Genomic DNA, 23,639 nt, shown 5'->3' with positions numbered 1-23,639 from the left:
CGCGCGTCGCAAATCCGCGAGCATCAGTTCGTGCAGGCGACGAACTTGCCCTTGGCGTCGCGACACGGCGCCTTCTTCGCTGGCGCAGTCGTCGGGCACGCGATGAACTTGCCCTTCGCATCGCGGCAATGACCTGCCGAAGCTGCGACCTTTGACGTCGGCGATGCGTGCGGCATCGGCGTTGCGGGCTTCGCGGTAACTAGTGCGGCCTTCGCGGGAGCGGTTGTCGCATGGGCAGGCGGCGCCGCGGAGGGCGCCGCCGCCGCAGACAGGCTGAGGGCGAACAGGACCGCGACGGCAGTGAGAGGCAGACGGCGCATGGACGTGTCCCGGATCGTGGCGGATCGCCACGCACCCCACACTGCGCCCGGGCGGACCACCCCGCGATGGCCGCGGCATTACTGATCCGTCATGTCAGACCGCCGTACCCCACCTCAACCGCGACGACGCTCGCCCCACTCCTTCGCCGCATCCTTCGCACTGGCCCACCAGTAGCCGAGCTGCGCGCCGAGGAAGCCTGCAGGCTTGAACGCCGGCATCAGGCCGTAGCGCGACAGCAGCTGCCAGCGCGTGTCCCCTTCCGCGATCGCCGACGCCACCAGATCGCCCGCAGCCGTCGTCGGCGCGACGCCATGTCCGCCGAATGCCTGCGCGACCCACAGCCCCGGCTCCGCCTGCAGCACGTGCGGCATCTCGTGCGGCGCATAGCTCATCAGGCCCGACCAGGCGTGATCGATCGCAACGCCCTGTAGCTGTGGAAACACTCGCAGCATGTCGGCGACGAGCAGCTTCTCCACCTCGACCGGGGATCGATCCAGCACCGAGATGCGGCCGCCCCACAACAGTCGCGTGTCCGGCAGCGGGCGGTAGTAGTCGAACGCGAAGCGCGTGTCATAGACCGCCGCCGGTGTGCGCAGCACCTCGTGCAAGCGATCCCCGAGCGGCTCGGTGACCATGACGTACGTCGCGATCGGCAACACGGCTGCGTCCACGCGGCGCCGCAGCTTTGCGAGATATCCGCCACAGGCGAGTACGACGGTTCTCGCGCGCACCGCACCACCCGGCGTGCGAACGCGCCAGCGATCACCGTCGCGATCCAGCGCGACCGCCGGTGTGCCCTCGTGCACGCGCGCACCGCCGTCCTCGAGGACTCCCGCGAGCCCGCGCGCATAGCGCAACGGATGGAAATGGAACGCGGCCGCCTCGAACAAGCCGTCGGCATAGCGTTCGCTGACGACGCGGCGGCGCATCTCCTCGCGATCCAGCCACACCCAGTCCACGCCGTATCGCTGCGCGAGCAACGCCTGTCGCGTCGCCAGTGGCGTCGGATCATCGAACCAGTTCGCCCAGATCACGCCGCCGTCGACGACGTCGCAATGAACGCCATAGTGGTCGATGCGATCGCGGATTCGACGCACGGCCTCGTTCGTCCAGCCGTAGACCTCGCGCGCGACATCCGGCCCGAGGTCGGCGAGCAGTCGATCTTCGTCGCGGGAATAGCCACCGAATACGAAGCCGCCATTGCGGCCCGACGCGCCGTAACCGATATGCTGCGATTCGAGCAGCACGAGATCGTTCCGGCCACGTTCGAGCAGTCCCAGCGCCGTATTGAGCCCGGCGAAGCCGCCGCCCACGACGCAGACATCGCAGTCGATCTCGCGCGCCAACGGGCGCGCCGCCGGTGGCGGACCGGCACTCGCGCTGTAGTAATCGCCTTGGAATCGGGGCATCGCGCGAGCGTGGCGCGCCGCGCCCGCGCTGTCCAGCCTCAGCTGATTTCGACCACGCCGAGCTCGACGAGCGCGTTGCGCATCATGTCGGCCGCCGCGTCGCTGAGCTTCTCGTGGTCGAGCGCGTAGCGGATCGTCGCTTCGATCAGCCCGATGTGCGTGCCGCAGTCGAAACGCGTGCCGCGGAAACGGTACGCGTCGACAACTTCGTCCTCGAGCAGGCGCTGGATCGCGTCCGTCAGCTGGATCTCACCGCCGGCCCCCGGCGTGGTGGTTTCGAGCAGTTCGAAGATGCGGGGCGAAAGCACGTAGCGGCCAACAACCGCGAGATCGCTCGGCGCGTCCTCCGGCTTCGGCTTCTCGACGATGCGCGTGATGCGCCCACGACGATTCGCGAAATCCTGCGTCGCGACGATGCCGTAGCTGCCGGTCATCTCGTGCGGCACGTCCTGCACAGCGATTGCGCTGCAGCTGTTTTCTTCCGCCGCGTCGGCCATCTGCTTGAGCGCGCCGGGGCCGCGGTTCCAGATCAGGTCGTCCGGGAGCAGCACGGCAAACGGCTCGTCGCCGATGACTTCCTTCGCGCAGAGCACGGCGTGGCCGAGGCCCAGCGCTTCCGTCTGCGTGACGAAGATCGTCTTGACGCCCGGAGGCAGCACGTGGCGCACCAGTTCGAGCTGTTCGTGCTTGCCCGCGGCTTCGAGCTTCTGTTCGAGCTCGTAGGCCTTGTCGAAGTAGTCCGCGACGGCGTGCTTGTAGCGGTTGGTGATGAACACCAGCGTGTCGCAACCGGCCTCGATCGCTTCGTCGACCGCGTACTGGATCAGCGGCTTGTCGATGATCGGCAGCATTTCCTTCGGCACCGTCTTGGTGGCGGGAAGGAAACGCGTACCGAGTCCGGCGACGGGAAAGACAGCCTTGCGGATGCGACGCGTGCGGGTCGAGGTCATCGAGAATTCGATTTTCGATTTACGGGAGCAGAATCGCTCAGATCTTGCGCGACTGCCGTGCAGGGAACGCGACGACGGTGCCCGTCGCCGAGCGATTCGCGGAGCCCGCGAGCGGCTCGAATTCCGGCACGGCATCGCACAGCAGGGTCGCGAGCGCGTCGAGATCATAGCGGGTGCAGGCATCGCGGAAGCGCTCGATGGCGTCCGCGACCTGCGTCGCCACGACCTTGCGCGGCTCGGCCTGCAGGATCTTCGGATGCTGCGTCGGGCGATAACGCTCGTCGGCGTGGAACAAGGTCTCGTGCAGCTTCTCGCCCGGACGCAGGCCGGTGTAGACGATCGCGACATCACGGCCCGGATGTTTGCCGGCCAGCCGGATCATCTGCTCGGCAAGCAGGCGGATCGGCACGGGCTCACCCATGTCGAGCGTGTACACGGCCTCGTGCGTGCCGATTGCGGAGGCCTGCAGGATGAGCTGGCAGGCCTCGGGAATTGTCATGAAGAAGCGCGTCACCTCGGGATCGGTCACGGTGACCGGCCCACCCGCACGGATCTGCTCGCGGAACAGCGGCACGACGCTGCCGGCCGAATCGAGCACGTTGCCGAAGCGCACGGTGACGAACCGCGTCGGGCAATCGGCAAGCGCCTGACAGACCATTTCCGCCATGCGCTTGGTCGCACCGAGCACGTTGACCGGATCGACCGCCTTGTCCGTCGAGATCAGGACGAAGGTACCGACCGAGGCATCGCGACACGCCTGCGCAACGCGGTGCGTCGCGAGAATGTTGTTGCGCACGGCTTCGCGCAGCTGCGCTTCGAGCACCGGCACCTGCTTGTAGGCCGCTGCATGGAAGACGGCCTCGGGCTGCGAACGCGCGATCGCGTAGGCGATCACGGCCGGATCGCCGCAGTCGCCCAGCACTGGAATCGTTTCGATGTCGGGGAAGTCTCGTCGCAGCGCCGTCTCGGTTGTCATCAACGCGAGCTCGTCCATCTCGACGAGCGCGATGCGCCGCGCACCGTGCCGCGCGCACTGGCGGCAGAGTTCCGCACCGATCGATCCGCCCGCGCCGGTCACCAGCACCGAACGGCCACCCAGCCAGCCGCGAATTGCCTTCCAGTCCGGCAGCACCGGCTTGCGACCGAGCAGGTCTTCGATCGCGACTTCCTTCAGCTCGCCCGGCATCGAACGGCCTTCCAGCACGTCCTGCAGGCGCGGCACGGAACGGAACGGCAGGCCGCTACGCTCACAGATGGTGACGATGCGCTGCAGCGACGTGGCGTCGGCCGAGGGAATCGCGATCACCACGAGCTGCGCCGCGGTTTCGCGCGCGATCGCGGGAAGCTGGTCGATCGCGCCCAGAACCGGCACGCCGTGCATCTTCGAGCCGCGCAGGCGCGGTGCGTCGTCGAGGAAGCCGACCGGCTGGTAGGTACCGAAACGACGCAGGTCACGCACCAGCGCTTCGGCCGCCTGCCCGGCGCCGAGAATGAGCACGCGGGTTGATGAGGTCCGACGACCTTCGTACTGCGCGTCCTTCCACGCGCGATAGACCAGGCGCGGGGCGCCCAGCATCGCTGCCAGTACGACCGGATAGAGCACGAGCACGCCGCGCGGCACGGCATCCATGCGGTTGTACAGGAACAGCGCCGCGACGACGCCGATGATGCCGATCACCGACGCCTTCAGGATGTTCCAGAGATCGGGCACGCTGGCGAAGCGCCACAGGCCGCGATAGAGGCCGACGTACCAGAACGCCACGCCCTGCACCGCGAGAACGAGCGCGGTCTCCAGCGACCAGAGCGGCAGGTCGGGCGAACTCGGCTCGACCGCGTAGCGCATCCAGTGCAAGCCGAACCAGACCACCCACACCATGGCCAGGTCATGTGCCGCGACTGCGATGCGCGGCAGGCGCGCCTGCCATGGGGTCAACAATCGGGCCATCGATCCTTCTCGGTTAGTCCTGACGCGCCGCATGAGCGATCCCTCGCTGAAGCAGCAACCACGACACGGCCGCGCCCGTATACCACACGACCAGCGACGCTATGGTAACGGCTGGGCCTTCGGACGCCGTGGCGAGCGCCGTCAACGCGGCGACCGCAGTCACCGCCGCGTAACCGGCTGTTACCCGCCCATGGCCGTATTTGCGCGCTAGCCCTTGGTACAGGTGCTGCGCATGCGCCTGCCACCAGCGCTCACGCCGGATAACGCGGCGCGCAAGGGTCATCGTCGCGTCGACGAGGAACGGCGACAGCGGCAGCAACAGCCGCAGCCCGTCGATCATCGATCGCCTGCCGGTCTCCGCGACCAGCATCGTGATCGCGAAGCCCAATGCCCCGCTCCCCACGTCGCCCATGAAGATGCGCGCTCGAGGAAAATTGAAGGGCAGGAAGCCCATGCAGGCCGCGGCCACCACGACCGCGATCGCACTGCCCGACAGCCCGCGACCGACCGCGATCGCAGCGATCGCGACCAGCGCGGCCTGCGACGCGGCGATGCCGTCGATGCCGTCCATGAAGTTCCAGACGTTGACGAGGACGACGGCCAGTCCGAGCGTCAGGGCGAAGAGAACCGGCGCCGCAAGAGGATCGGCGTTCGCGAACGCGAGCAACGCGCCCGCGGCGACGTGAACGACCAATCGGAGCGACGCCGGCAGTGGGCGGTGGTCGTCCCATGCGCCGATGGCTGCAACCATGACGAACCCGGTGAGCGCGAGCAGCACCGACGGTGTTTCGCCGACGCGCATCGCGATGAAAAGCATCGCGAGTGCAATCGCCACGACGGGCCCAGCCCCGCCGCCCCGCGGCGTCGCGACGGAATGACTGCGCCGTTCGCCCGGCTCATCGACGAGACGTCGGCGCAACGCATACGCACGCGCCAGCGCCGTACCGGCTGCCGAAACCATCAGCACTGCGATGGCGAGAACGATCGGGCTCACACGACCGCGTAATTGAGCAGCGGCTTCACCGAGCCCCACTCCTTGCAGCTTGGACACTGCCAGTGGTGGCTGCGTGCGCCGAAACCGCATCGGGTGCAGCGATAGCTCGGGTTACGCACCAGTAGCTGGTCGGTGATGTTGCGAAGGTCGATCAATGTCGCCGTCGGATCGGCTTCTTCGGCGAGCGAAAGCTCGATCAGCGCCGCCTCGCCTCGCACGGACGGGCGATTCTTGAGTTCTTTCGCAAGGTACGCGCGCGCCGGTGCAACGCCCTCTTCCTTCTCGATCATCTTGGTGAGCGCCAGCACCGGTGCGATGCCGCGATAGTGCTCGCACATCTCCGCGAGGAACTTGCGCGCGCCGGGTACGTCGCCGACTGCCTCATACGCTTCGAGCAGCTGCGGCATCACTTCCGGCAGGTAGTCCGGATCACTGCGCGCGACGCGTTCGAACGACCGGATCGCCGCCGCATGGCGTCCCGCATCCATTTCGATGCGGCCTTCGAGCATGCCCGCACGGACGGAATTCGCATCGGCCTGGTAGGCGCGCGCGATCGCGTCCCGCGCGGCGTCGACCTCACCGGCCGCACGATGCCGATCCGCAAGTTCGCATTCGAACTGCGCGATCAGCTTGCCCATCGGTTCGCCGGTGGCCTCCTCGAAGCGTTGCGCGTTCTCGATCGCCTTCGACCAGTCGCGCTCGGCCTGGTAGATGCCGATCAGGTGACGCAACGCGAGCGGCGAAAGATCGAGCGCGACCAGCTCGCTGAAGACCGTCTCGGCGCGGTCGAGCAAACCGGACTTCATGTAGTCCTCGCCCAGCGCGAGAAGCGCCTGGACCCGCTGCGCATCGTTGAGGTCATTGCGCTGCACGAGTGCCTGATGCAGACGGATCGCCCGATCGACCTCGCCGCGACGACGGAACAGGTGACCCAACGCAACCTGCGTCTCGAAGGTTTCCTTGTCGAGTTCCGCGATATGCAGGAACAGCTCGATCGCCTTGTCCGGCTGCTCGTTGAGCAGATAATTCAGGCCGCGGAAGTACGTCGTCGAGAGGCGACTGACCTGGCTCTCGCTGTGCAACTTGCCGCCGCGTCGACCGATCACCCAGCCCGACAGGGCGGCGAGCGGGAGCAGCAGGAAGAACCACAGCCATTCGTTGATGAACGCCATCGTGGGCTCCGTCGATGTCGGCGGGAGGGTCGCCCGGCCCGGGCCGGGATGGCAAGGCGCACGCCCTGCCGGCGGACGTCAGACGTCCTCGTCGATCGGCTGTACGTCGCTGACGCGCTCGCGCAGCTCTTTGCCCGGCTTGAAGTGCGGAACGTGCTTGCCGCGAAGGGCAACGGACTCGCCCGTCTTCGGGTTGCGACCCACACGGGGTGGCCGGTAGTGCAGGCAGAAGCTGCCGAAGCCGCGGATCTCGATGCGCTCACCGCCGGACAGCGATCCGCTCATCATGTCCAGCAACGATTTCACCGCCAGCTCGACATCTTCGGCCTTCAGGTGGGCCTGTCGCTGGGCGAGGATCTCGATGAGCTCGGACTTGGTCATGAACGGCCGGGTTCGGGAGCGTCTTTCTTATTCGGAAGGCGGGAAATCACGGTCCCCGCATAAAAAAGGACGGCCCGACAGGGCCGGGCCGTCCCGGTTTACTGCTAGGCGGTTACTCGCCCTTCTTGCTCAGCTGCTCGCGCAGCAGCGCGCCGAGGCTCATGTTGCCCGCGGAGGCTTCCGTCGACTGACGGTTGTAGTCCGCCACCGCTTCGCTCTCTTCCGCGTAGTCCTTCGCCTTGATCGACAGCTGCATCTGGCGTGACTTGCGATCGTTGCCGATCACCTTCGCCTCGACCTGGTCGCCAACCTTCAGCTTGGTCGTCGCATCGTCGACGCGCTCGCGCGCGATGTCGCGGGCCTGGATGTAGCCCTCGACGCCACCGTCGAGCTCGACGGTCGCACCCTTCGCGTCGACCGCCGTCACCGTGCCGCGCACGATCGAGCCGCGCGAGTTGGTGGCGACGTAGGAGCCCATCGGGTCCTGCTCCATCTGCTTGATGCCGAGCGAGATGCGCTCGCGCTCCGGATCCACGGCCAGGACGACGGCTTCCACCGTGTCGCCCTTCTTGAAGTTGCGCACGATGTCTTCACCGGTGGTGTTCCACGCGATGTCGGACAGGTGCACAAGGCCGTCGATGCCGCCGTCCAGGCCGATGAAGATGCCGAAGTCGGTGATCGACTTGACCTGACCTTCGACCTTGTCGCCCTTCTTGTGCAGGACGGAGAAGGTTTCCCACGGATTCGAGGTGACCTGCTTCATGCCGAGCGAGATGCGGCGACGCTCTTCATCGACGTCGAGCACCATGACCTGCACTTCGTCACCAACCTGCACGATCTTGGACGGATTGACGTTCTTGTTCGTCCAATCCATCTCGGACACGTGCACCAGGCCTTCGACGCCGGGCTCGATCTCGACGAACGCGCCGTAATCGGTGACGTTCGAGACCTTGCCGAACACGCGGCTGTTGGCCGGGTAGCGACGGGCGATGTTGTCCCACGGATCTTCGCCGAGCTGCTTCAGGCCGAGCGAAACGCGGTTGCGCTCGCGGTCGTACTTGAGCACGCGAACGTCGAGCTCCTGGCCGACTTCCACCACTTCCGACGGATGACGCACGCGCTTCCACGCCATGTCGGTGATGTGCAGCAGGCCGTCGATGCCACCGAGGTCGACGAACGCACCGTAATCGGTGAGGTTCTTGACGACGCCCTTGAGCACGGCGCCCTCGACCAGCTTCTCCATCAGCTGCTCGCGCTCTTCCGAGTGCTCGCTTTCGACGACGGCGCGGCGCGAGACCACGATGTTGTTGCGCTTGCGGTCGAGCTTGATGAGCTTGAACTCGAGTTCCTTGCCCTCGAGGTAGCTCGAATCGCGCACGGGGCGCACGTCGACCAGCGAACCCGGCAGGAAGCCGCGGACGTCCTTGATGTCGACGGTGAAACCGCCCTTGACCTTGCCGCTGATGCGACCGGTGATGGTCTCGTTCTTCTCGAGCGCCTGCTCGAGTTCGTCCCACACCATCGCGCGCTTGGCCTTCTCGCGCGAAAGGACGGTCTCGCCGAAGCCGTTCTCGATCGAGTCGAGGGCGACCTTGACTTCGTCGCCCACGCCCACGTCGATCTCGCCGGCGTCGTTCCGGAACTGTTCGATGGGGACAATGCCCTCGGACTTCAGGCCGGCGTTGATCACCACGACGTCGCCGCGGACATCCACGACGATACCGGTGACGATGGAGCCCGGCTTCAGCTTCGCCAGATTGGTCTGGCTGGCTTCAAACAGTTCGGCAAATGATTCGGTCATTGGAAATTGCTCTGTTGGACACACAGGCTCTGCACGCGCCTTATGGCGTCATCGCAGGCCCACCCGTTGGGGGTGCGGGGATCGCACCGTGTAGTGGAGATCCGTCGCACAGCGCGACGGGCCGGTTCTGCCAGCCGGACGGTTACGGGCTCTGGTAGGAAACGATCCCGGCGTAACCGGGAAGGGTTACCGCCGGACCAGGGACAGCACGCGTTCGACCACCGCTTCGATGCCGGTGCCGGTGGTGTCGATGCAGACGGCGTCGTCGGCCGGTCTCAAGGGCGCCACCGCGCGGGAGGCATCGCGCGCGTCGCGGGCAAGAATCTCCCGCAGCAGATCGCCCAAGTTAACGGAAACTCCCTTTTCCTTCAACTGCTTATACCGCCGTTCGGCCCGTTCTTCGGCGCTGGCCGTCAGGAACACCTTGGTCGCCGCGTCCGGGAAGATCACGGTGCCCATGTCGCGACCATCGGCGACCAGGCCCGGCGGCTGCCGGAATACACGCTGGCGTTCCTTCAGCGCGGTGCGGACCTCGGGGATTGCCGCGATCGCCGAAGCGGCCGCACCGGCCGTCTCCGTGCGGATCTCATCGGTAGCGTCCCGCGAATTGATGAGGATCCGCAGCTCCTGATCCGGCACCTCGATGAACTCGATGCGGCTGTCGAACGCGCAGCGGACGAGTGCGCCGGGGTCGCTGAGGTCGAGGTCCGCCCAGCCGGCGGAGACCCCGACCGCGCGATAGAGCGCGCCCGAGTCGAGGTAGTGCCAGCCCAGGCTCTGGGCGACGAGGCGGCTGATCGTGCCCTTCCCGGAACCGGAGGGGCCGTCGATGGTGAGCACGGGGACGTTGGGATCCATGTCGCCATTCTCGCCGGTGGACGCGAAAATGCCCATGGCCCGCGGCGTCCCCTGCGCCTCCGGCGCGTGACCGGCCCCGATCGACCGCTGCCATCGAGCTCTACCGCTGGACGCCCCGCAGGACGAGCTTCCGTCCTGATCCAACATCCCATTGTTTTTCAAAATCTTAGGCCGCTATAATGCGCGGCTTCGTTTGCCTGTCTTTCTCTTTTGCCGAGGTTTTACTCATGAAGGTCCTGTCCTCCCTGAAGTCGGCGAAGGCCCGTCACCGTGACTGCAAGGTCGTCCGCCGCCGCGGCAAGGTCTTCGTGATCTGCAAGTCGAACCCGCGCTTCAAGGCTCGTCAGCGCTAATCGCGCGACACCTTGCAGGTTCGCCGAGAAGCCGCCGCAAGGCGGCTTTTCGCGTTCTGGGACGCAGGTATCGCTGCGCGTCCTTCACCGTCCTGCGCGGCCGTACTTCGGACAATGCGGCCGCTGCATACAATCGCCGCTTCATCCCGCTCCGGGCGCCGCCCGAGGAAGACACCATGGTTCGCACCGTTCTGGCCGTCACCGCCCTCGCCCTGCTCTCCGCCGGCACCGTCCACGCAGAGACGCTGCTCATCGATCGCGTGAAGCAGGAAAGCGCGGCCATGCCGGCGCGCGGCATGCGCGTTGCCGACGTCGAGAAGCGCTATGGCGCGCCGGCGCAGCGCCTCGATCCTGCCGGCGGCCAGAAGCGCCAGTGGCCGACCATCCAGCGCTGGGTGTATCCCGCATTCACCGTCTACTTCGAGCACGGCCGCGTGATCGACGCCGTCGCCAACAAGGTCGACGCCGAAGAGATCGGCCCGAAGCCCGCGATCCGCTGACAGGAAATTTGATGACGCAATCCGATGTCCGGCTCCCCGCCGAGTGGGAGCCGCAGTCCGCCGTCCTCATCGCGTGGCCACACGGGGAGACCGACTGGGCCGATCGCCTGACTGAAGTCGAGACGACCTACGTCGCGCTCGTGGGCGCGATCGTGCGTTTCGAGCGCGCGATCGTGTGCGTGGCTGACGCCGCACTCGAAGCGCATGCGCGCCGCGTGCTCGAAGCCGGGGACGTCGATCTGTCGCGCGTGCGTTTCGTCCAGAGCGAATACGACGACACCTGGCTGCGCGACTCCGGCCCGATCACGCTGCGCGCGGGCGACGCTTTCCGTCTGCTCGACTTCCGTTTTACCGGCTGGGGCGGCAAGTTCGAAGCCAGTCGCGACGACGCGCTCGTCGAAGCACTGGAGCGCGGCGGGCTGTTCAAGCGCGCCAAACGCACGTCGATTCCGTTCGCGCTGGAAGGTGGCGCGATCGATACGGACGGTGAAGGCACGCTACTGACGACGTGGCAGTGCCTAAACCAGCGTCATCCGGACGCCTCGCGCGAAATGCTCACGGCGAACCTTGCCGACTGGCTCGCGCAGGACCGCGTTCTCTGGCTCGACCACGGCTATCTGGAAGGCGACGACACCGACGCGCACGTCGATACCCTCGCCCGCTTCGCGTCGCCCGATTCGATCGTGTTCCAGGGTTGCGACGATCCCTCGGATTCGCACTATCCGCATCTACGCGCGATGGGCGAAGAGATCGCCGCCCTTCGTACCAGGGACGGCCGTCCGTATCGCGTATTCGAGCTGCCGTGGGCGCAGCCGATTCTCGATGAAGGACGTCGCCTCGCCGCGAGCTACGCGAACTTCCTGATCGTCAACGGCGCGGTGCTTGCACCCGCGTACGGCGACGACGCCGATACGCGCGCGAAGGCCGTGCTGCAGGAGGCCTTTCCCGATCGCGAGATCGTCATGGTGTCCTGCCGTCCGCTGATCTGGCAGAACGGCAGCCTGCACTGCATCACCATGCAGCTGCCGGAAGGAGTGGTCTGATGTCGAAGAACAAAGTCCTGCCGGTCGCGCTGGTCCAGGAAAAGAATCACGGCACCGCGGACGCGAACCTCGAAGTGATCGCCACGCGCGTCGCCGAGGCAGCGAAGGGCGGCGCGAAGCTCGTGCTGCTGCAGGAGCTGCACAATGGCGCGTACTTCTGCCAGCACCAGTGCGTCGACGAGTTCGACAGCGCCGAGCCGATTCCTGGCCCGACCACCGAGCGCCTGTCCGCGCTCGCGAAGCAGCACGGCGTCGTCATCGTGGGCTCGCTGTTCGAGCGTCGCGGCCCGGGCCTGTATCACAACACCGCGGTCGTGCTCGACGCGGACGGTTCGCTCGCGGGCAAGTACCGCAAGATGCACATCCCGGACGACCCGGGCTTCAACGAGAAGTTCTATTTCACGCCGGGCGACATGGGTTTCCAGCCGATCGACACATCCGTCGGCCGTCTCGGCGTGATGGTGTGCTGGGACCAGTGGTATCCAGAAGGCGCGCGCCTGATGGCGCTGGCCGGCGCCGAGATGCTGCTCTATCCAACCGCCATCGGCTGGGATCCGAACGACGCGCAGGACGAGAAGGATCGCCAGCGCGGTGCGTGGATCCTGTCGCATCGCGGCCACGCGGTAGCGAACGGCTTGCCGGTGCTGTCGTGCAATCGCGTCGGCCACGAGCCGTCGCCGATCGGCCGCAGCGGCATCGACTTCTGGGGTTCGAGCCACGTGCTCGGTCCACAGGGTGAATTCCTGGCCGAAGCGTCGATCGAAAGCCCGCAGGTGCTCATGGCGGAGGTCGACCTCGGCCGCAGCGAAGACGTGCGCCGCATCTGGCCGTTCCTGCGCGATCGCCGCATCGACGCCTACGGCGATCTGCTCAAGCGCTACCGCGACTGACATGACGCCCGAGATCCGTCCCGCCGTCGAGACGGATCTCGATGCGATCCATCGCATCTACGCCTACGAAGCCGAGCACGGCACGTCGACCTACGAGTATGACGTGCCGTCGCTGCTGACTCTCGGCGACCGATGGCGGGCGATCATCGACGCCGGCTATCCGTATCGCGTCGCCGAGCTCGACGGTCACGTCGTCGGCTATGCCTACGCCAGCGCCTACCGCGCGCGCGAAGGCTATCGCTGGACCGTCGAGAACAGCGTCTACGTCGACGATGCGGCGCGTGAACGCGGCGTCGGCCGCGCACTGCTCACTGCACTCATCGACGACTGCACCGCACTCGGTTACCGACAGATGATCGCGGTGGTCGGTGACGCGATGAACACCGCGTCGATCGCGCTGCATGAACGCCTCGGATTTCGCGTAGTTGCGCGGTTTCCCGGCATCGGACGCAAGCACGGGCGCTGGCTCGAGAGCGTGCAGCTGTTGCGCGCACTGGGCGCAGGCGATCGCACCGCGCCGGAAACATCGCCGTTGCCGGACCGTCGCTGAGTCCCTACCCTGCCACGCACGGCGCCATCGGGCGCCGCCGTTTTTAGAGGCCCCATGGATCCGACGCACGCCCTGCCCGACGCGATCGCCACGCAGCCGCATGTCATCGTCGAACGCGACGGGGTGCGCTATACGCTGCTCGGCACCGCGCACGTCTCCCGCGCGAGCGTCGACGCGGTGCGCGATGCGATCGCGACCGGCGCGTTCGACCACGTCGCCGTCGAACTCGACAGCGCGCGCATGCAGGCGCTGGTCGAGCCGGAGGCGATGGCGAGGCTCGATCTCGTCGAAGTGATCCGCACCGGACGCACCGCGATGTTCGCGGCGAATCTCGCGCTCGCCGCCTACCAGCGCCGTCTTGCCGAGCAGCTCGGCATCGAGCCCGGCGCCGAACTGAAGCAGGCCGTGATCGACGCGCGCGAACGTGGCGTGCCGGTGTCATTGATCGATCGCGACGTCGGCCTGACGTTCCGTCGCGCCGCGGCGTCGCTCAACTGGTGGCAGCGCATCAAGCTCGGCAGCGGACTGGCGCTGTCGCTGGTCGCGAGCGAGGACGTACCGGAAGACGAGATCGAAAAGCTCAAGGAAGGCGACATGCTCGAATCGAGCTTCGCCGAGTTCGCGAGCCACAGTCCGCAGCTGTATGAAACCGTCATCGCCGAGCGCGATCGCTACATGGCGGCGGGCCTGCGCGAGGCCGGGTCGTCCGACGTTCGCCCTGCGAACGTCCTGGCGGTCGTGGGTGCCGGCCATCTCGCAGGGCTTTCGCGCGAACTCGAATTGCAGTCGGACGCACCCGCGACGGTGCGCGCGGCGCTCGAAGCGACACCGAAGAAGCGCAAGGTGCCGTGGTTCACGCTCGTCATCACTGCGCTGCTGGTCGGTGGCGTGGTGTGGGGTTTCCGGCATGGCGGCCTCGCGCTCGCGTCCGGCGTGCTCGTGCAGTGGTTCGTGGCGACGGCGGTGCTCGCAGGCCTTGGGGCTTTGCTCGCTGGCGGGCATCCGCTGAGCGTGCTGGCGGGCGCGATCGTCGCCCCGTTCAAGCCGTTCCGGCCTGCGATTCCGGCAGGTGCCGTCAGTGCGCTCGTCGAAGCACGCCTGCGCAAGCCGACCTACGCCGACTTCATCTCGCTGCGCGAGGACGTTCGCACGCTGCGCGGCTGGTATCGCAATCGCGTCGCACGCACGCTGCTGGTGTTCATCCTGACCAACTTCGGCACCATGGCGGGCGAATGGATCGCCATCGCGCGCATCGTCGGCAAGCTGTCCGGCTGACAGCGTTTCGAAGTCGCGTAACGAAGAAGGGGCCTTGCGGCCCCTTTTTCGTGCATCACTCCGCGAGCATCGCCGTCGCTGCCGCCAAGCCCGGCGCCACCGGCTTGCCGCGCGCCTGACGCCAGCGTCGCGCCGTGGCATTCCGCAGGTCGTCGAGGATGGCGTAGATCGTCGGAAGGAACAGCAGGCTGACGATCGTCGAGAACGCGAGGCCACCGGCGATCGCGCGCGCCATCGGGTAGTACGGCGGGCCGTTGCCGGCCATCTGCGTGTGGCCGACGGCGATCGGCACCATCGCGAGGATCGCCGTGCCCATCGTCATCAGGATCGGACGCAGGCGTTCGCGACTGCCTTCGACGAGCGCGTCCGTGCGCGACAGGCCGCGGCGACGCAGGTTGTTGATGTGCTCGATCATCACGATGCCGTTGTTCACCACCACGCCCATCAGCACGAGGATGCCGATGAAGGCCATGATGTTGAACTCGGTCCCGGTGAGCCAGAACAGCCAGAACACGCCGAACACCGAGAACAGCACACCGGACATGATGGCCGACGGGAACAGCAGCGATTCGAACACCGCCGCCATCACGACGTAGATCATGATGAGGGCGAGCACCAGGTTCATCATCATCTGGCCGGTCGCTTCGTCGTCTTCCTGGAACGCGCTGCCGTCGAAGCTGTAGGTGTAGCCCGGCGGGAACTGCACGCTCTTGAGCGTGTCCTCCATCGCCTTCTTCGCCTTGTCCGGCTCGACCTTGTCCGGAAGGCTCGCGAGGATCGTGATCGTCGTCTGGCGGTTCGTGCGCTGGATCTGGCTCGCCGACGGCCGGACGTCGACATCCACCATCGCGAGCAGCGGCACCTGGCGGCCATCCGGCGAGCGCACTGTGAAGCCGGCGATGTCGTTGACGCCGAACTTCTCCGCACCCGCAAAGCGCACCCATACCGGCACCTCGGTATCGCCGCGACGGAACTCCTTCAGCGGCGCGCCGCGCAGTGCGAGACCGACGAACTGCGACACCTGCTGCGCGGTGAAGCCGAACGACGCCGCACGCTCACGATCGACGCGCACCGCCAGCTCGGCGTTCTTGTCGCCAGTGTCGACATGCACGTCGCGCAGCTCGGGGCGCTTGGACAGGATAGGCACGATGTCGGCGCCCAGGTCTTCCAGCGTCTGGGTGGAATCGCCGACCAGTTGCACCTGCACCTTCTGGCCCGGGCCGCCGTTGTTGCCGCCGTTGTTGCCGACGCTGAGTTCCGCGCGTGCGGACTTCGGCAGCTCCTTGCCCAACTTGTCGACGAACTCCTTGAGGTTCGGCACCTGCTTGGTATCGAGCGTCAGGCGTGTCATCGCCCCACCCTGCTCGCTGTAGTACGAGTAGAGCTGTGTGATGCCATAGGTCTTGCGGCGCGCGTCAAGGAAGTGCTCGACACGCAGCAGCTCGTCGGACATCTGCTCCTTCGTGTACGCGCCCTTCCATTGGTAATTGATGTTGACTTCGTCACCATCGTTACCGCCGAACATGTTCTTTTTGGTCGCCATCATCGGAAAGATGCTGACGGCGACGATGATGAGGATGCCGGCGATGCTTGCGCCGCGGTGATCGAGCGTCCAGCGCAGCGCCGTCGCGTAGCGACGCTGCAGGCGCGGGATCAGGCCGTTCTCGCTGCGCACGACCGGCGGCGTCTTCATGCGCGCCGACAGCATCGGGATCAGACTCACCGCGACCAGCCACGACGCCAGCAGAGACACCGAGATCGTGATCGCGATCTGCGAGAGATAGATGCTGAGGAAGTTGCGCTCGCCGAACAGGTTGGGCAGGAACACGATGCAGTGGCAGAGCGTGCCCGCCGACAGTGCGATCGCCACGTGCCGCGTGCCGACGATCGACGCCAGCACCGGGTTGCCCGGCATCTTCTCGCGTTCCTGGTAGATCGACTCCACCACCACGACTGCGTTGTCGACCAGCATGCCGATCGCCAGCAGCAGGCCCATCATCGACAGGATGTTGAGCGTGACGCCGGCGAAGTACATGAAACCCAGCGTCATGACGAAGCAGATCGGAATGGCGAGCGTCACCATCGCCGTCGACGCCCAATGGCGCAGGAAGAAGAACAGCACGGCGATCGACAGCACGAGGCCGATCGCGCCGGCTTCCGCAAGCGAGCTCAGCGAACTCGTGACGTCCTCGCCCTGGTTCTGGATAATCTTGACCTGCACGTCGTGCAGCGCCGGCGCCTTGCGGATCTCTTCGACTTCCTTGAGCGCGCGGCTCGACACGTCGACAAGGTTCGCGCTGCGCTCCTTGAAGATGTCGAGGCCGACGGCCGGACGGCCGTCAAGTCGGCGCCCGTAGTCCATGCGCGCAGGCTTCAGGCGAATTTCGGCGATGTCGCCGAGGCGTGTGCCATTGCGATCAATGACCAGCTCGCGAAGCTGGTCGAGATCCTGCAGCTCGCCAACGGGCTGCACGCGCACGCGGCGACCGCCATCGTCGATCTCGCCACCGGACACCGAGAAGTTGGCCGTCTGCAACCGCGTGGTCAGATCGTTGAGGACGACACCATGCGCCGTCAGCGCGTCCGGATCGATCGCGATCTCGACCTCGTTGGGCGCAGCGCCCGACACGTCGACACGCGCGACGCCCGGAATCCGCTCGAGACGACGTTTGAACTCGCGCTCGATCAGGTCGTACGCGCCGGTGAGGTCACGCGCGCCCGCCAGGCGCACCTGGAGCACCGGTTGGTCGGACGTCGAGAACTTGTTGACGCTGTAGCGCTTGAGGTCATCCGGCAACTGGTCGCGGATGGCGTCGATGCGCTCGCGTGCTTCCGATGCCGCGATCGAGACGTCGCGGCTCCAGTCCGAGAAGAACACGCCGACGCTCGCGCCTTCCGAACGAGCATTCGACTCCATGCGCTTGACGCCGGTCAGCGTCGAGAGCGCTTCCTCGGTCGGACGCAGCACGGTGCGCTCGACCTCTTCCGGAGTCGAACCGGCGTACGGCATCTCCACGAAGATGCCGGGGAACGTCACCTCCGGAAATGCCTCCAGCGGCAGCCGTACCCCGGCGATCAGGCCGATCACCAGCAGCGACACGAAGAACATGATCGCCGTGACCGGCCGGCGGATACTGAGTTCGGCGACGCTCATGCGGGTTGCGCCTCCGCGTCATGCGCCCCGGCCTCGCGCTCGGCGATGCGGCGCGCACGACGCACGTAGTGTTCGTCGGCGCGGCGATCGAGCAGGTCGTAGACCACCGGGATCACGACCAGCGTCAGCAGCGTCGACACCGCGAGGCCGCCCATCACCGTGATCGCCATCGGCGAGCGCACTTCCGCACCTTCACCGAACGCGAGCGCCAGCGGCAGGAAGCCGAACAGCGTGCAGAGCGTGGTCATCGCGATCGGGCGCAGTCGCGAGCGAGCGCCTTCCACCAGTGCTTCGCGCTTGGGCACGCCGTGTTCGCGCAGCTGGTTGACCTTGTCGATCAGGATGATCGCGTTCTTCACCACCAGGCCGACCAGCAGGATCAGGCCGATGAAGACGACGACCGACACCGGCGAACGGGTGAGCAACAGCGCGCCGACTGCACCGACCATCGCCAGCGGGATGGTGAACAGGATGACGAACGGGTGCAGCAGCGACTCGAACTGCGAGGCCATCACCAGGTAGACGAGGAAGATCGCCAGGCCGAACGCGAACAGCAGCGAACGCACGGACTCACCAAGCTCGTCACCCTGCCCGCCGATGTGCATCGAGATGTCGGTGCCCAGCGGATTCGACGCGACGAGGTGGTCGACTTCCTTGATCGCCGCACCGAGGTCGATGCCGCGCAGGTTCGACGACACGATGGCGACGCGCACCTGGTCGGCGCGATGGATCTCGCTCGGGCCGGTCGTCGACACCACGTCGGCGACGGACTCCAGCGTCACCGGCGCACGACCGTTACCCGGGTTCACGATCAGGCGACGGATGCTGTCCACCGAGGCGCGATCGCCCTCGCTGGCACGCACCAGCACGTCGATCTTGCGATCGCGGAAGCTATAGCGCGTCGCGACGTCACCGCGCACCTTCTTGACCACCGCGTCGGCGATCTGGCGCGTGGTGAGGCCGAGTGCGGCGGCCCGCTCCTGGTCGAAGCGGATCTGCACTTCCGGGAAACCCTGCTCCACCGTCGACTTCACGTCGGCGTAGTGTGGGTTCGCGCGGAGCAGCTTGGTCAGGCGGTCGCCCGCCACCCGCAGGCTGTCGAGATCGCTGCCGCGCAGCTCGATTTCGAGCGGCGCCGAGAAGCTGAAGAGCTGCGGACGACGGAAGTCGACCTGCGCCTGCGAGACGCCGGCGATCGACGCACGCAGCTTGTCGGTTTCCGTCGCTTCGACTTCGCGACTGCCGCCGTCGGCCATCACCACGGTGATCTTGCCGATGTTCTCGCCGCTCTCGGTCGGGTTCGCGTCGAGGCGCGTGCCGCTGCCGCTCACACCGAACAGCGATTTGATGCCCGAGTCCTTCTCGTGCTCCTGCTGCAGGCGACGCACGATCGCATCGGTCTCGCGCAGCGGCGTGCCCGGCGGCAGCTTGACCGTCATCTCGAAGCGATCCTGCGCGAGCTGCGGGATGAGGTCCGCACCGAGCAGCGGAATCGCCGCGAGCGTGAGCGCGAACGCCACGGCGGCGAAACCGAGTACCAGTGCGGGACGCTTGAGCGCCGCCGGCAGCAGCTCGATGTAACGACGCTCCGCGCGCTCGTACACCCACATCGCGCCCTTGCTCGCGGTCACCATCACCGGAGCGACGACACCCGTGCCCGTCCGGCGCCAGCCGCGCTGTCCTGCCCACGCCGCGCCGAAGAACAGCGGGCCGGTGAGCGAACGGATGATCAGACCCACCATCCACAAGGGCAGCGCGATCAGGCGCACGGGCAGCAGCAGCACCCACAACGGAATCGCGAACGCGGTCCGCATCGTCGAACGCAACGGCCAACGATACAGATTGGGACGACTGCGGATGACCCGGTAGGTGCCGACCAGCGCCGTGACCGGCAACGCAACGAGCGTGAGCAGCGCGCCGAGGGCGCGGTTCCGCACGCGACGCCAGGGGATCAGCACGGCGTCGCGGAAGAGCGAGACGTCGACCGAGTGCTCCGGCGCGGGCTCGGAATCATCGAGCTCGCTGGCACGCGCCTGCAGCGCGCTCAGCATCGGGATCAGCGTCATCGAGACGACCAGCGAGATCGCGATCGCGACGGCTACGGTCAGTGCCTGGTCGCGGAAAAGCTGGCCCGCGATGCCCTGCACGAACACGAGCGGCAGGAACACCGAGATCGTGGTCAGTGTCGACGCGACCACCGCCATGCTCACTTCACGCGTGCCCTGCACCGCGGCCTGCAGCACGCCCAGCCCGCGTTCGCGCGCCTTGGCGATGCTTTCGAGCACGACGATCGAGTCGTCGACGACCAGGCCCGTCGCCAGCGCGAGGCCGCCGAGCGACATCACGTTGAGGCTGAGCCCGAAGCGACCCATGAAGAAGAACGTCGTGATGATCGACACCGGCAGCGACAGCGCCACCACAAACGTGCTCCAGCCGTCGCGCAGGAACAGGAAGATGATGAGGATGGCGAGCGCGCCACCGATCACCGCGTCTTCCTTCACGCTGGAAATCGCGTTGCGGATGAACTGCGACTGGTCGTCGATCGTCGTGAGTTCGACGTCTTCCGGCATGCGCTCGCGGATTTCCTTGAGCTTCTTCTCGACCGCATCCGCGGTGGCGACCGTATTGGCGTCGCCTTCCTTGTAGATCGCGAGCTCGACGGCTTCACGACCGCCGAGGCGGATCACGGACTCGCGTTCCTTGAAGCCCTGCGTCACCGTCGCGATGTCCTTCAGTCGCACCGGCATGCCGTTGGCCGGCGTCGACGAACCGGACGAGGCGCTCTGCACCGACGCCGCGGCCGCCATCGCGCTCGCATTGCCCGTCGCTGCAGCGACGCGCGCCATTTCGGCCGCGGCACTGGCCGCCGCGCCGCCACCGGCCGCCGACGTCGTCACCAGCATGTCGCGGATTTCGTCCACGGTCTGGAACTGGTTGACGGTGCGCACGAGGTACCGCTGCGTGCCCTCTTCCAGGCGACCACCGGAGACGTTGACGTTCTCCTGCCCGAGGCGCTGGATCACGGTGTCGATCGACAGGCCGAGCTGCGCGAGCTTCTGCTGGTCGATCTCGACCTGGATTTCGTCCTCGAGACCGCCGCCCACCTTCACCGCAGCGACGCCGTCGACCGGCTCGAGCTTCTTTTTCAGATCTTCGTCGGCGTAACGGCGCAGCTCGGTCAGACGGCGCACCGAATCGCCTTCCGCCGCGTTCTTCGCCGTGAGTGCGAGGCGCAGCACCGGCTCGGTCGACGGATTGAAGCGCAGCAGCACCGGCGGCTTCGCTTCCAGCGGAAGCTGCAGCGTCTCGATCTTGTCGCGCACTTCGAGACTGGCCTGGTCCATGTCGGTGCCCCAGGCGAACTCGAGCACGACATCGCTCTGGCCGGTGCGCGACACGCTGCGCAGCTTGCGCAGGTTCTTCACCACGCCCAGCGCCTCCTCGACCGGCTCGGAGATCAGCGTCTCCACTTCCGCCGGCGCCGCACCTTCATATTCAGTGCGCACCGTCAGCGTCGGATAGCTGAGGTCAGGCAGCAGATTGACCTTGAGCTCGCGCAGCGCGATGACGCCAAACAGCACGAACGTGAGCATCGCCATGAAGACGGTGACGCGACGTCGTACTGCGAATTCCACGATGCCGCCCTTCGGCGACATCGCGTCCGGCAGCGAATGCGGGGAGTCGGACATGGTGCGGCTCCTCAGCGCGCCGCGACGGACGTGCTGGCGGCGCCAGCGGCGGACGCGGGCAGCACCTGCACTTCGCTGCCTTCGCGAAGCGCGGTCTTGCCGGCGACGACGACCTGCTCACCCGTCTTCAGTCCCGAACGGATCTCCATCCAGCCGCCTTCGGTGTAGCCGAGCTTCACCGGCACGCGCACGGCCTTCTTGCCGCGCACGACGTAGACCGCCGGATCGGCATCGTCTTCCAGCAGCGCGACGCGCGGCACGACGAGCGCGTTCGTGCGCTGGTCGTAGTCGATGCGGATGCGGCCGAACATGCCCGGCTGAAGCGTGCCACCGCCGTCGAACGCGCAGATGACGCGGAACGTGCCGCTGCCCGAATCGACGACGGGCGCAACGCGATCGACCTTGCCGGTGAACGGCCGACCCGGCAGCGCGTCGACCTGCAGCTGCACCGGCAGACCCGCCTTGAGCGTCGCCATCTCGCGCTCCGGCACGTTGAGCACGGCCTCGAGATGCGAAGTGTCGACGATGCGGAAGATCGGCGTGTTGATCTGCACGAAATTGCCCGCCTTGATCGAGCGCTGTGCGATCACCCCGGAAATCGGCGCGACCACGTTCGCGTACGACAGCTCGAGATTGGCGAGGCGGTTGGCGGCGCGCGCGTTCTCGAGGTCGAACTTCAGCTGGTCGATGTCGTTGGCCGAGATCAGCTTCTGCGCGGACAGCTGCTGCGAGCGCGAGTAGTTCGCTTCGAGCTTGCGCATCTGCGCGGAGGTCTGCGCGGCCTGCAATGCGGCGCGCGAGGCATCGAGGCGCACCAGCGTCTGCCCGGCGCGCACCGCCTGCCCTTCTTCGGCGAACACCGCGAGCGCGACACCGGACGTCTTGGCGACGACCTGGGCCTCGCTGCGCGGCTCCAGCGGCGCGGTGCCGGTGTAGCTGGCGGCGATGGGACGCGTGGTCACCAGCGCGACCTCGACCGGGATGGCGTCCGGTCCCTTCTTCTTGCCGTCCGGGCCCTCGCCCTCGGGCTTGGCGCCGCCCTTGCAGGCCGCGAGGACCAGGCAGGGCAACAGGACGAGAGCGAGGCGGGCCGTACGGGCGCGCGGGGCGAAAAGGGTGCGCATCGGAAAGAGTCCTTCGAGGCGATGTCGGGAAATACGGGGCAGTACGCCGGTGTTGTACATAGGTATATCACCCATCTTCACACCGCCCATGCGCCGAAGGTCACGGGTGCCGATGGCACGCCGACGACCGCGCAGCCGAACCGCTATCAGACGCGTTCCAGAGCACCGGATCGACGCCGACCGTCGTCGAAATGAAGGCTGCAGGCTATACTCGGCCGCTTGTGCGCACGCCCCGGCGTCGCATCTCCTCACTGCCCGAACGAGAACCGCGGACCCCAACATGCGACCGCTGACGATCGCCGCCCTCGCCCTGACCACGCTGCTCGCCGTCGGCGCGCATGCCCAGCAGACCCCCGCCCCGGCCGCCGAGACGGCTGCTCCCGCCGCCACCCCGGCCGCGACTCCCGCCGCCGCGCCCGTGAAGGGCGATGCCGCCCGCGGTCGCGAGCTCATCTATACGTGCAGGGGCTGCCACGGCGTCACCGGCTACAAGAACGCGTACCCGAACTACCACGTGCCGCGGATCGCGGGTCAGAACGAGCAGTTCCTGATCAACGCGCTGACCGGCTACAAGCAGGGCACGCGCAAGCACCCGACCATGCAGGCGCAGGCGCAGAGCTTCTCGGAGCAGGACATCGCCGACATCGCCGCCTACGTTTCGAGCCTGAAGTGAGCCCGACCATGACGATCAACCGACTGCTGCCGGGCAGCCTCGCCCTCGCCATCGCCCTGCTCCTCACCGCCTGCGGTCCGCAGAAGACCGAAGAAGGCAAGGCCGCCGAAGCCGAAGCGCCGGTGTCCGAGCATTCCTCCGCCGGTCTGCCGGACGGCAACATCGCCGCCGGCGAAAAGTTCGCAACGACCAAGCAGGCGGGCACGGGCCAGGCCTGCATCGAGTGCCACGGCAAGGAAGGCGCGGCGCCGATCGACGCCAGCTACCCCTACCTCGCCGGCCAGTACGCCGACTACGTCGCGAACGCGCTGGAGATGTACCGCGACGGTCGTCGCCAGAACTCGCTGATGGCTGCGCAGGCGAAGGAACTGAAGGACCAGGACATCGCCGACCTCGCCGCATACTTCGCGTCACGCGAGCGCAAGGTCTACGACCTGCACGAGCACGAAGGCACGGGCAAGTAATTTCCTGTTGCCATCGATGCACCGGACGGCCCGCGCAATGCGGGCCGTTCGCGTTTTCGACCTCGTGTTGCGGAGTGCATCGACCGAGATGTT

General features: G+C 66.8%; 20 protein-coding genes. 8 read left to right on the top strand and 12 right to left on the bottom strand.

The features are described from left to right. Positions 1 to 23 precede the first annotated feature (23 nt). From DWG18_RS15235 to cmk, 9 genes are all read right to left on the bottom strand, one after another. Entirely contained in the window at positions 24 to 320 is a 297-nt protein-coding gene (locus DWG18_RS15235) for a hypothetical protein (RefSeq protein ID WP_162823616.1), read from the bottom strand. Positions 321 to 434: 114 nt separating this feature from the next. Further along, on the bottom strand, positions 435 to 1,730 hold the full coding sequence (locus tag DWG18_RS05020) for an FAD-binding oxidoreductase (RefSeq protein ID WP_115645983.1): 1,296 nt from the start codon (positions 1,728 to 1,730) through the stop codon (positions 435 to 437). A 38-nt stretch (positions 1,731 to 1,768) separates the two neighbouring features. Then, positions 1,769 to 2,680: a UTP--glucose-1-phosphate uridylyltransferase GalU gene (gene galU / locus DWG18_RS05015; RefSeq protein ID WP_115645981.1), complete on the bottom strand. Its 912-nt coding sequence runs from the start codon at positions 2,678 to 2,680 to the stop codon at positions 1,769 to 1,771. A gap of 37 nt (positions 2,681 to 2,717) precedes the next feature. Beyond that, positions 2,718 to 4,625, bottom strand: a complete 1,908-nt coding sequence (locus DWG18_RS05010) for a nucleoside-diphosphate sugar epimerase/dehydratase (protein WP_240318603.1) — start codon at positions 4,623 to 4,625, stop codon at positions 2,718 to 2,720. Between the two features lie 13 nt (positions 4,626 to 4,638). After that, positions 4,639 to 5,619 (bottom strand): glycosyltransferase family 4 protein, encoded by a 981-nt coding sequence (locus tag DWG18_RS05005; protein WP_115645977.1) that lies wholly within the window; start codon positions 5,617 to 5,619, stop codon positions 4,639 to 4,641. Beyond that, a complete protein-coding gene (gene lapB / locus DWG18_RS05000) occupies positions 5,616 to 6,791 on the bottom strand; it encodes a lipopolysaccharide assembly protein LapB (protein ID WP_115645975.1) in 1,176 nt (391 codons plus the stop codon). Before lapB ends, DWG18_RS05005 begins: the two co-directional genes overlap by 4 nt. Before the next feature lie 78 nt (positions 6,792 to 6,869). Continuing rightward, positions 6,870 to 7,172, bottom strand: a complete 303-nt coding sequence (locus DWG18_RS04995; RefSeq protein ID WP_115645974.1) for an integration host factor subunit beta — start codon at positions 7,170 to 7,172, stop codon at positions 6,870 to 6,872. 112 nt (positions 7,173 to 7,284) lie between these two features. Continuing rightward, positions 7,285 to 8,973: a 30S ribosomal protein S1 gene (gene rpsA, locus DWG18_RS04990; RefSeq protein WP_115645972.1), complete on the bottom strand. Its 1,689-nt coding sequence runs from the start codon at positions 8,971 to 8,973 to the stop codon at positions 7,285 to 7,287. Positions 8,974 to 9,159: 186 nt separating this feature from the next. Further along, the gene (cmk, locus tag DWG18_RS04985) at positions 9,160 to 9,831 is read right to left on the bottom strand and encodes a (d)CMP kinase (RefSeq protein WP_115648036.1); all 672 of its coding nucleotides are present in this window, start codon (positions 9,829 to 9,831) and stop codon (positions 9,160 to 9,162) included. Between the two features lie 227 nt (positions 9,832 to 10,058). Between cmk and ykgO the strand changes: the two genes are divergently transcribed. The 6 genes from ykgO (at position 10,059) to DWG18_RS04955 (ending at position 14,442) form a co-directional block, all read left to right on the top strand. Beyond that, entirely contained in the window at positions 10,059 to 10,184 is a 126-nt protein-coding gene (gene ykgO / locus DWG18_RS04980) for a type B 50S ribosomal protein L36 (RefSeq protein ID WP_010342887.1), read from the top strand. Between the two features lie 176 nt (positions 10,185 to 10,360). Beyond that, positions 10,361 to 10,684, top strand: a complete 324-nt coding sequence (locus tag DWG18_RS04975) for a hypothetical protein (protein ID WP_115645970.1) — start codon at positions 10,361 to 10,363, stop codon at positions 10,682 to 10,684. Positions 10,685 to 10,695: 11 nt separating this feature from the next. Further along, the gene (locus DWG18_RS04970) at positions 10,696 to 11,727 is read left to right on the top strand and encodes an agmatine deiminase family protein (RefSeq protein WP_115645969.1); all 1,032 of its coding nucleotides are present in this window, start codon (positions 10,696 to 10,698) and stop codon (positions 11,725 to 11,727) included. Then, a complete protein-coding gene (locus DWG18_RS04965; RefSeq protein ID WP_115645967.1) occupies positions 11,727 to 12,617 on the top strand; it encodes a carbon-nitrogen hydrolase in 891 nt (296 codons plus the stop codon). Before DWG18_RS04970 ends, DWG18_RS04965 begins: the two co-directional genes overlap by 1 nt. Before the next feature lies 1 nt (position 12,618). Then, the gene (locus tag DWG18_RS04960; protein WP_115645965.1) at positions 12,619 to 13,167 is read left to right on the top strand and encodes a GNAT family N-acetyltransferase; all 549 of its coding nucleotides are present in this window, start codon (positions 12,619 to 12,621) and stop codon (positions 13,165 to 13,167) included. Positions 13,168 to 13,221: 54 nt separating this feature from the next. Then, positions 13,222 to 14,442, top strand: a complete 1,221-nt coding sequence (locus tag DWG18_RS04955) for a TraB/GumN family protein (protein WP_115645963.1) — start codon at positions 13,222 to 13,224, stop codon at positions 14,440 to 14,442. Between the two features lie 55 nt (positions 14,443 to 14,497). On the opposite strand, the gene DWG18_RS04950 is transcribed toward DWG18_RS04955, so the two are convergent. The 3 genes from DWG18_RS04950 to DWG18_RS04940 are packed head-to-tail and all read right to left on the bottom strand — an operon-like array spanning position 14,498 to position 22,409. Then, complete coding sequence (locus DWG18_RS04950; RefSeq protein ID WP_115645961.1) at positions 14,498 to 17,596, bottom strand: efflux RND transporter permease subunit; 3,099 nt, start codon at positions 17,594 to 17,596, stop codon at positions 14,498 to 14,500. Beyond that, entirely contained in the window at positions 17,593 to 21,285 is a 3,693-nt protein-coding gene (locus DWG18_RS04945; protein ID WP_115645959.1) for an efflux RND transporter permease subunit, read from the bottom strand. The genes DWG18_RS04950 and DWG18_RS04945 overlap by 4 nt, the downstream gene beginning before the upstream one ends. An 11-nt stretch (positions 21,286 to 21,296) precedes the next feature. Continuing rightward, the gene (locus tag DWG18_RS04940) at positions 21,297 to 22,409 is read right to left on the bottom strand and encodes an efflux RND transporter periplasmic adaptor subunit (RefSeq protein ID WP_115645958.1); all 1,113 of its coding nucleotides are present in this window, start codon (positions 22,407 to 22,409) and stop codon (positions 21,297 to 21,299) included. A gap of 280 nt (positions 22,410 to 22,689) precedes the next feature. Here DWG18_RS04940 and DWG18_RS04935 point away from each other — a divergent pair, with 280 nt between their 5' ends. Together DWG18_RS04935 and DWG18_RS04930 are read left to right on the top strand one after the other, a co-directional pair. Beyond that, positions 22,690 to 23,082 carry a cytochrome c gene (locus DWG18_RS04935; protein WP_115645956.1) on the top strand — a complete coding sequence of 131 codons (393 nt, stop codon included), beginning with the start codon at positions 22,690 to 22,692 and terminating at the stop codon, positions 23,080 to 23,082. 8 nt (positions 23,083 to 23,090) lie between these two features. After that, on the top strand, positions 23,091 to 23,546 hold the full coding sequence (locus DWG18_RS04930; protein ID WP_115645955.1) for a c-type cytochrome: 456 nt from the start codon (positions 23,091 to 23,093) through the stop codon (positions 23,544 to 23,546). The last annotated feature ends 93 nt before the right edge of the window (positions 23,547 to 23,639 follow it).

This window comes from Lysobacter sp. TY2-98 (assembly GCF_003367355.1).
Lineage (GTDB): Bacteria > Pseudomonadota > Gammaproteobacteria > Xanthomonadales > Xanthomonadaceae > Cognatilysobacter.
Note: the sequence above shows the minus strand (reverse complement) of the source record. Positions and strands in the feature narration are given on the sequence as shown.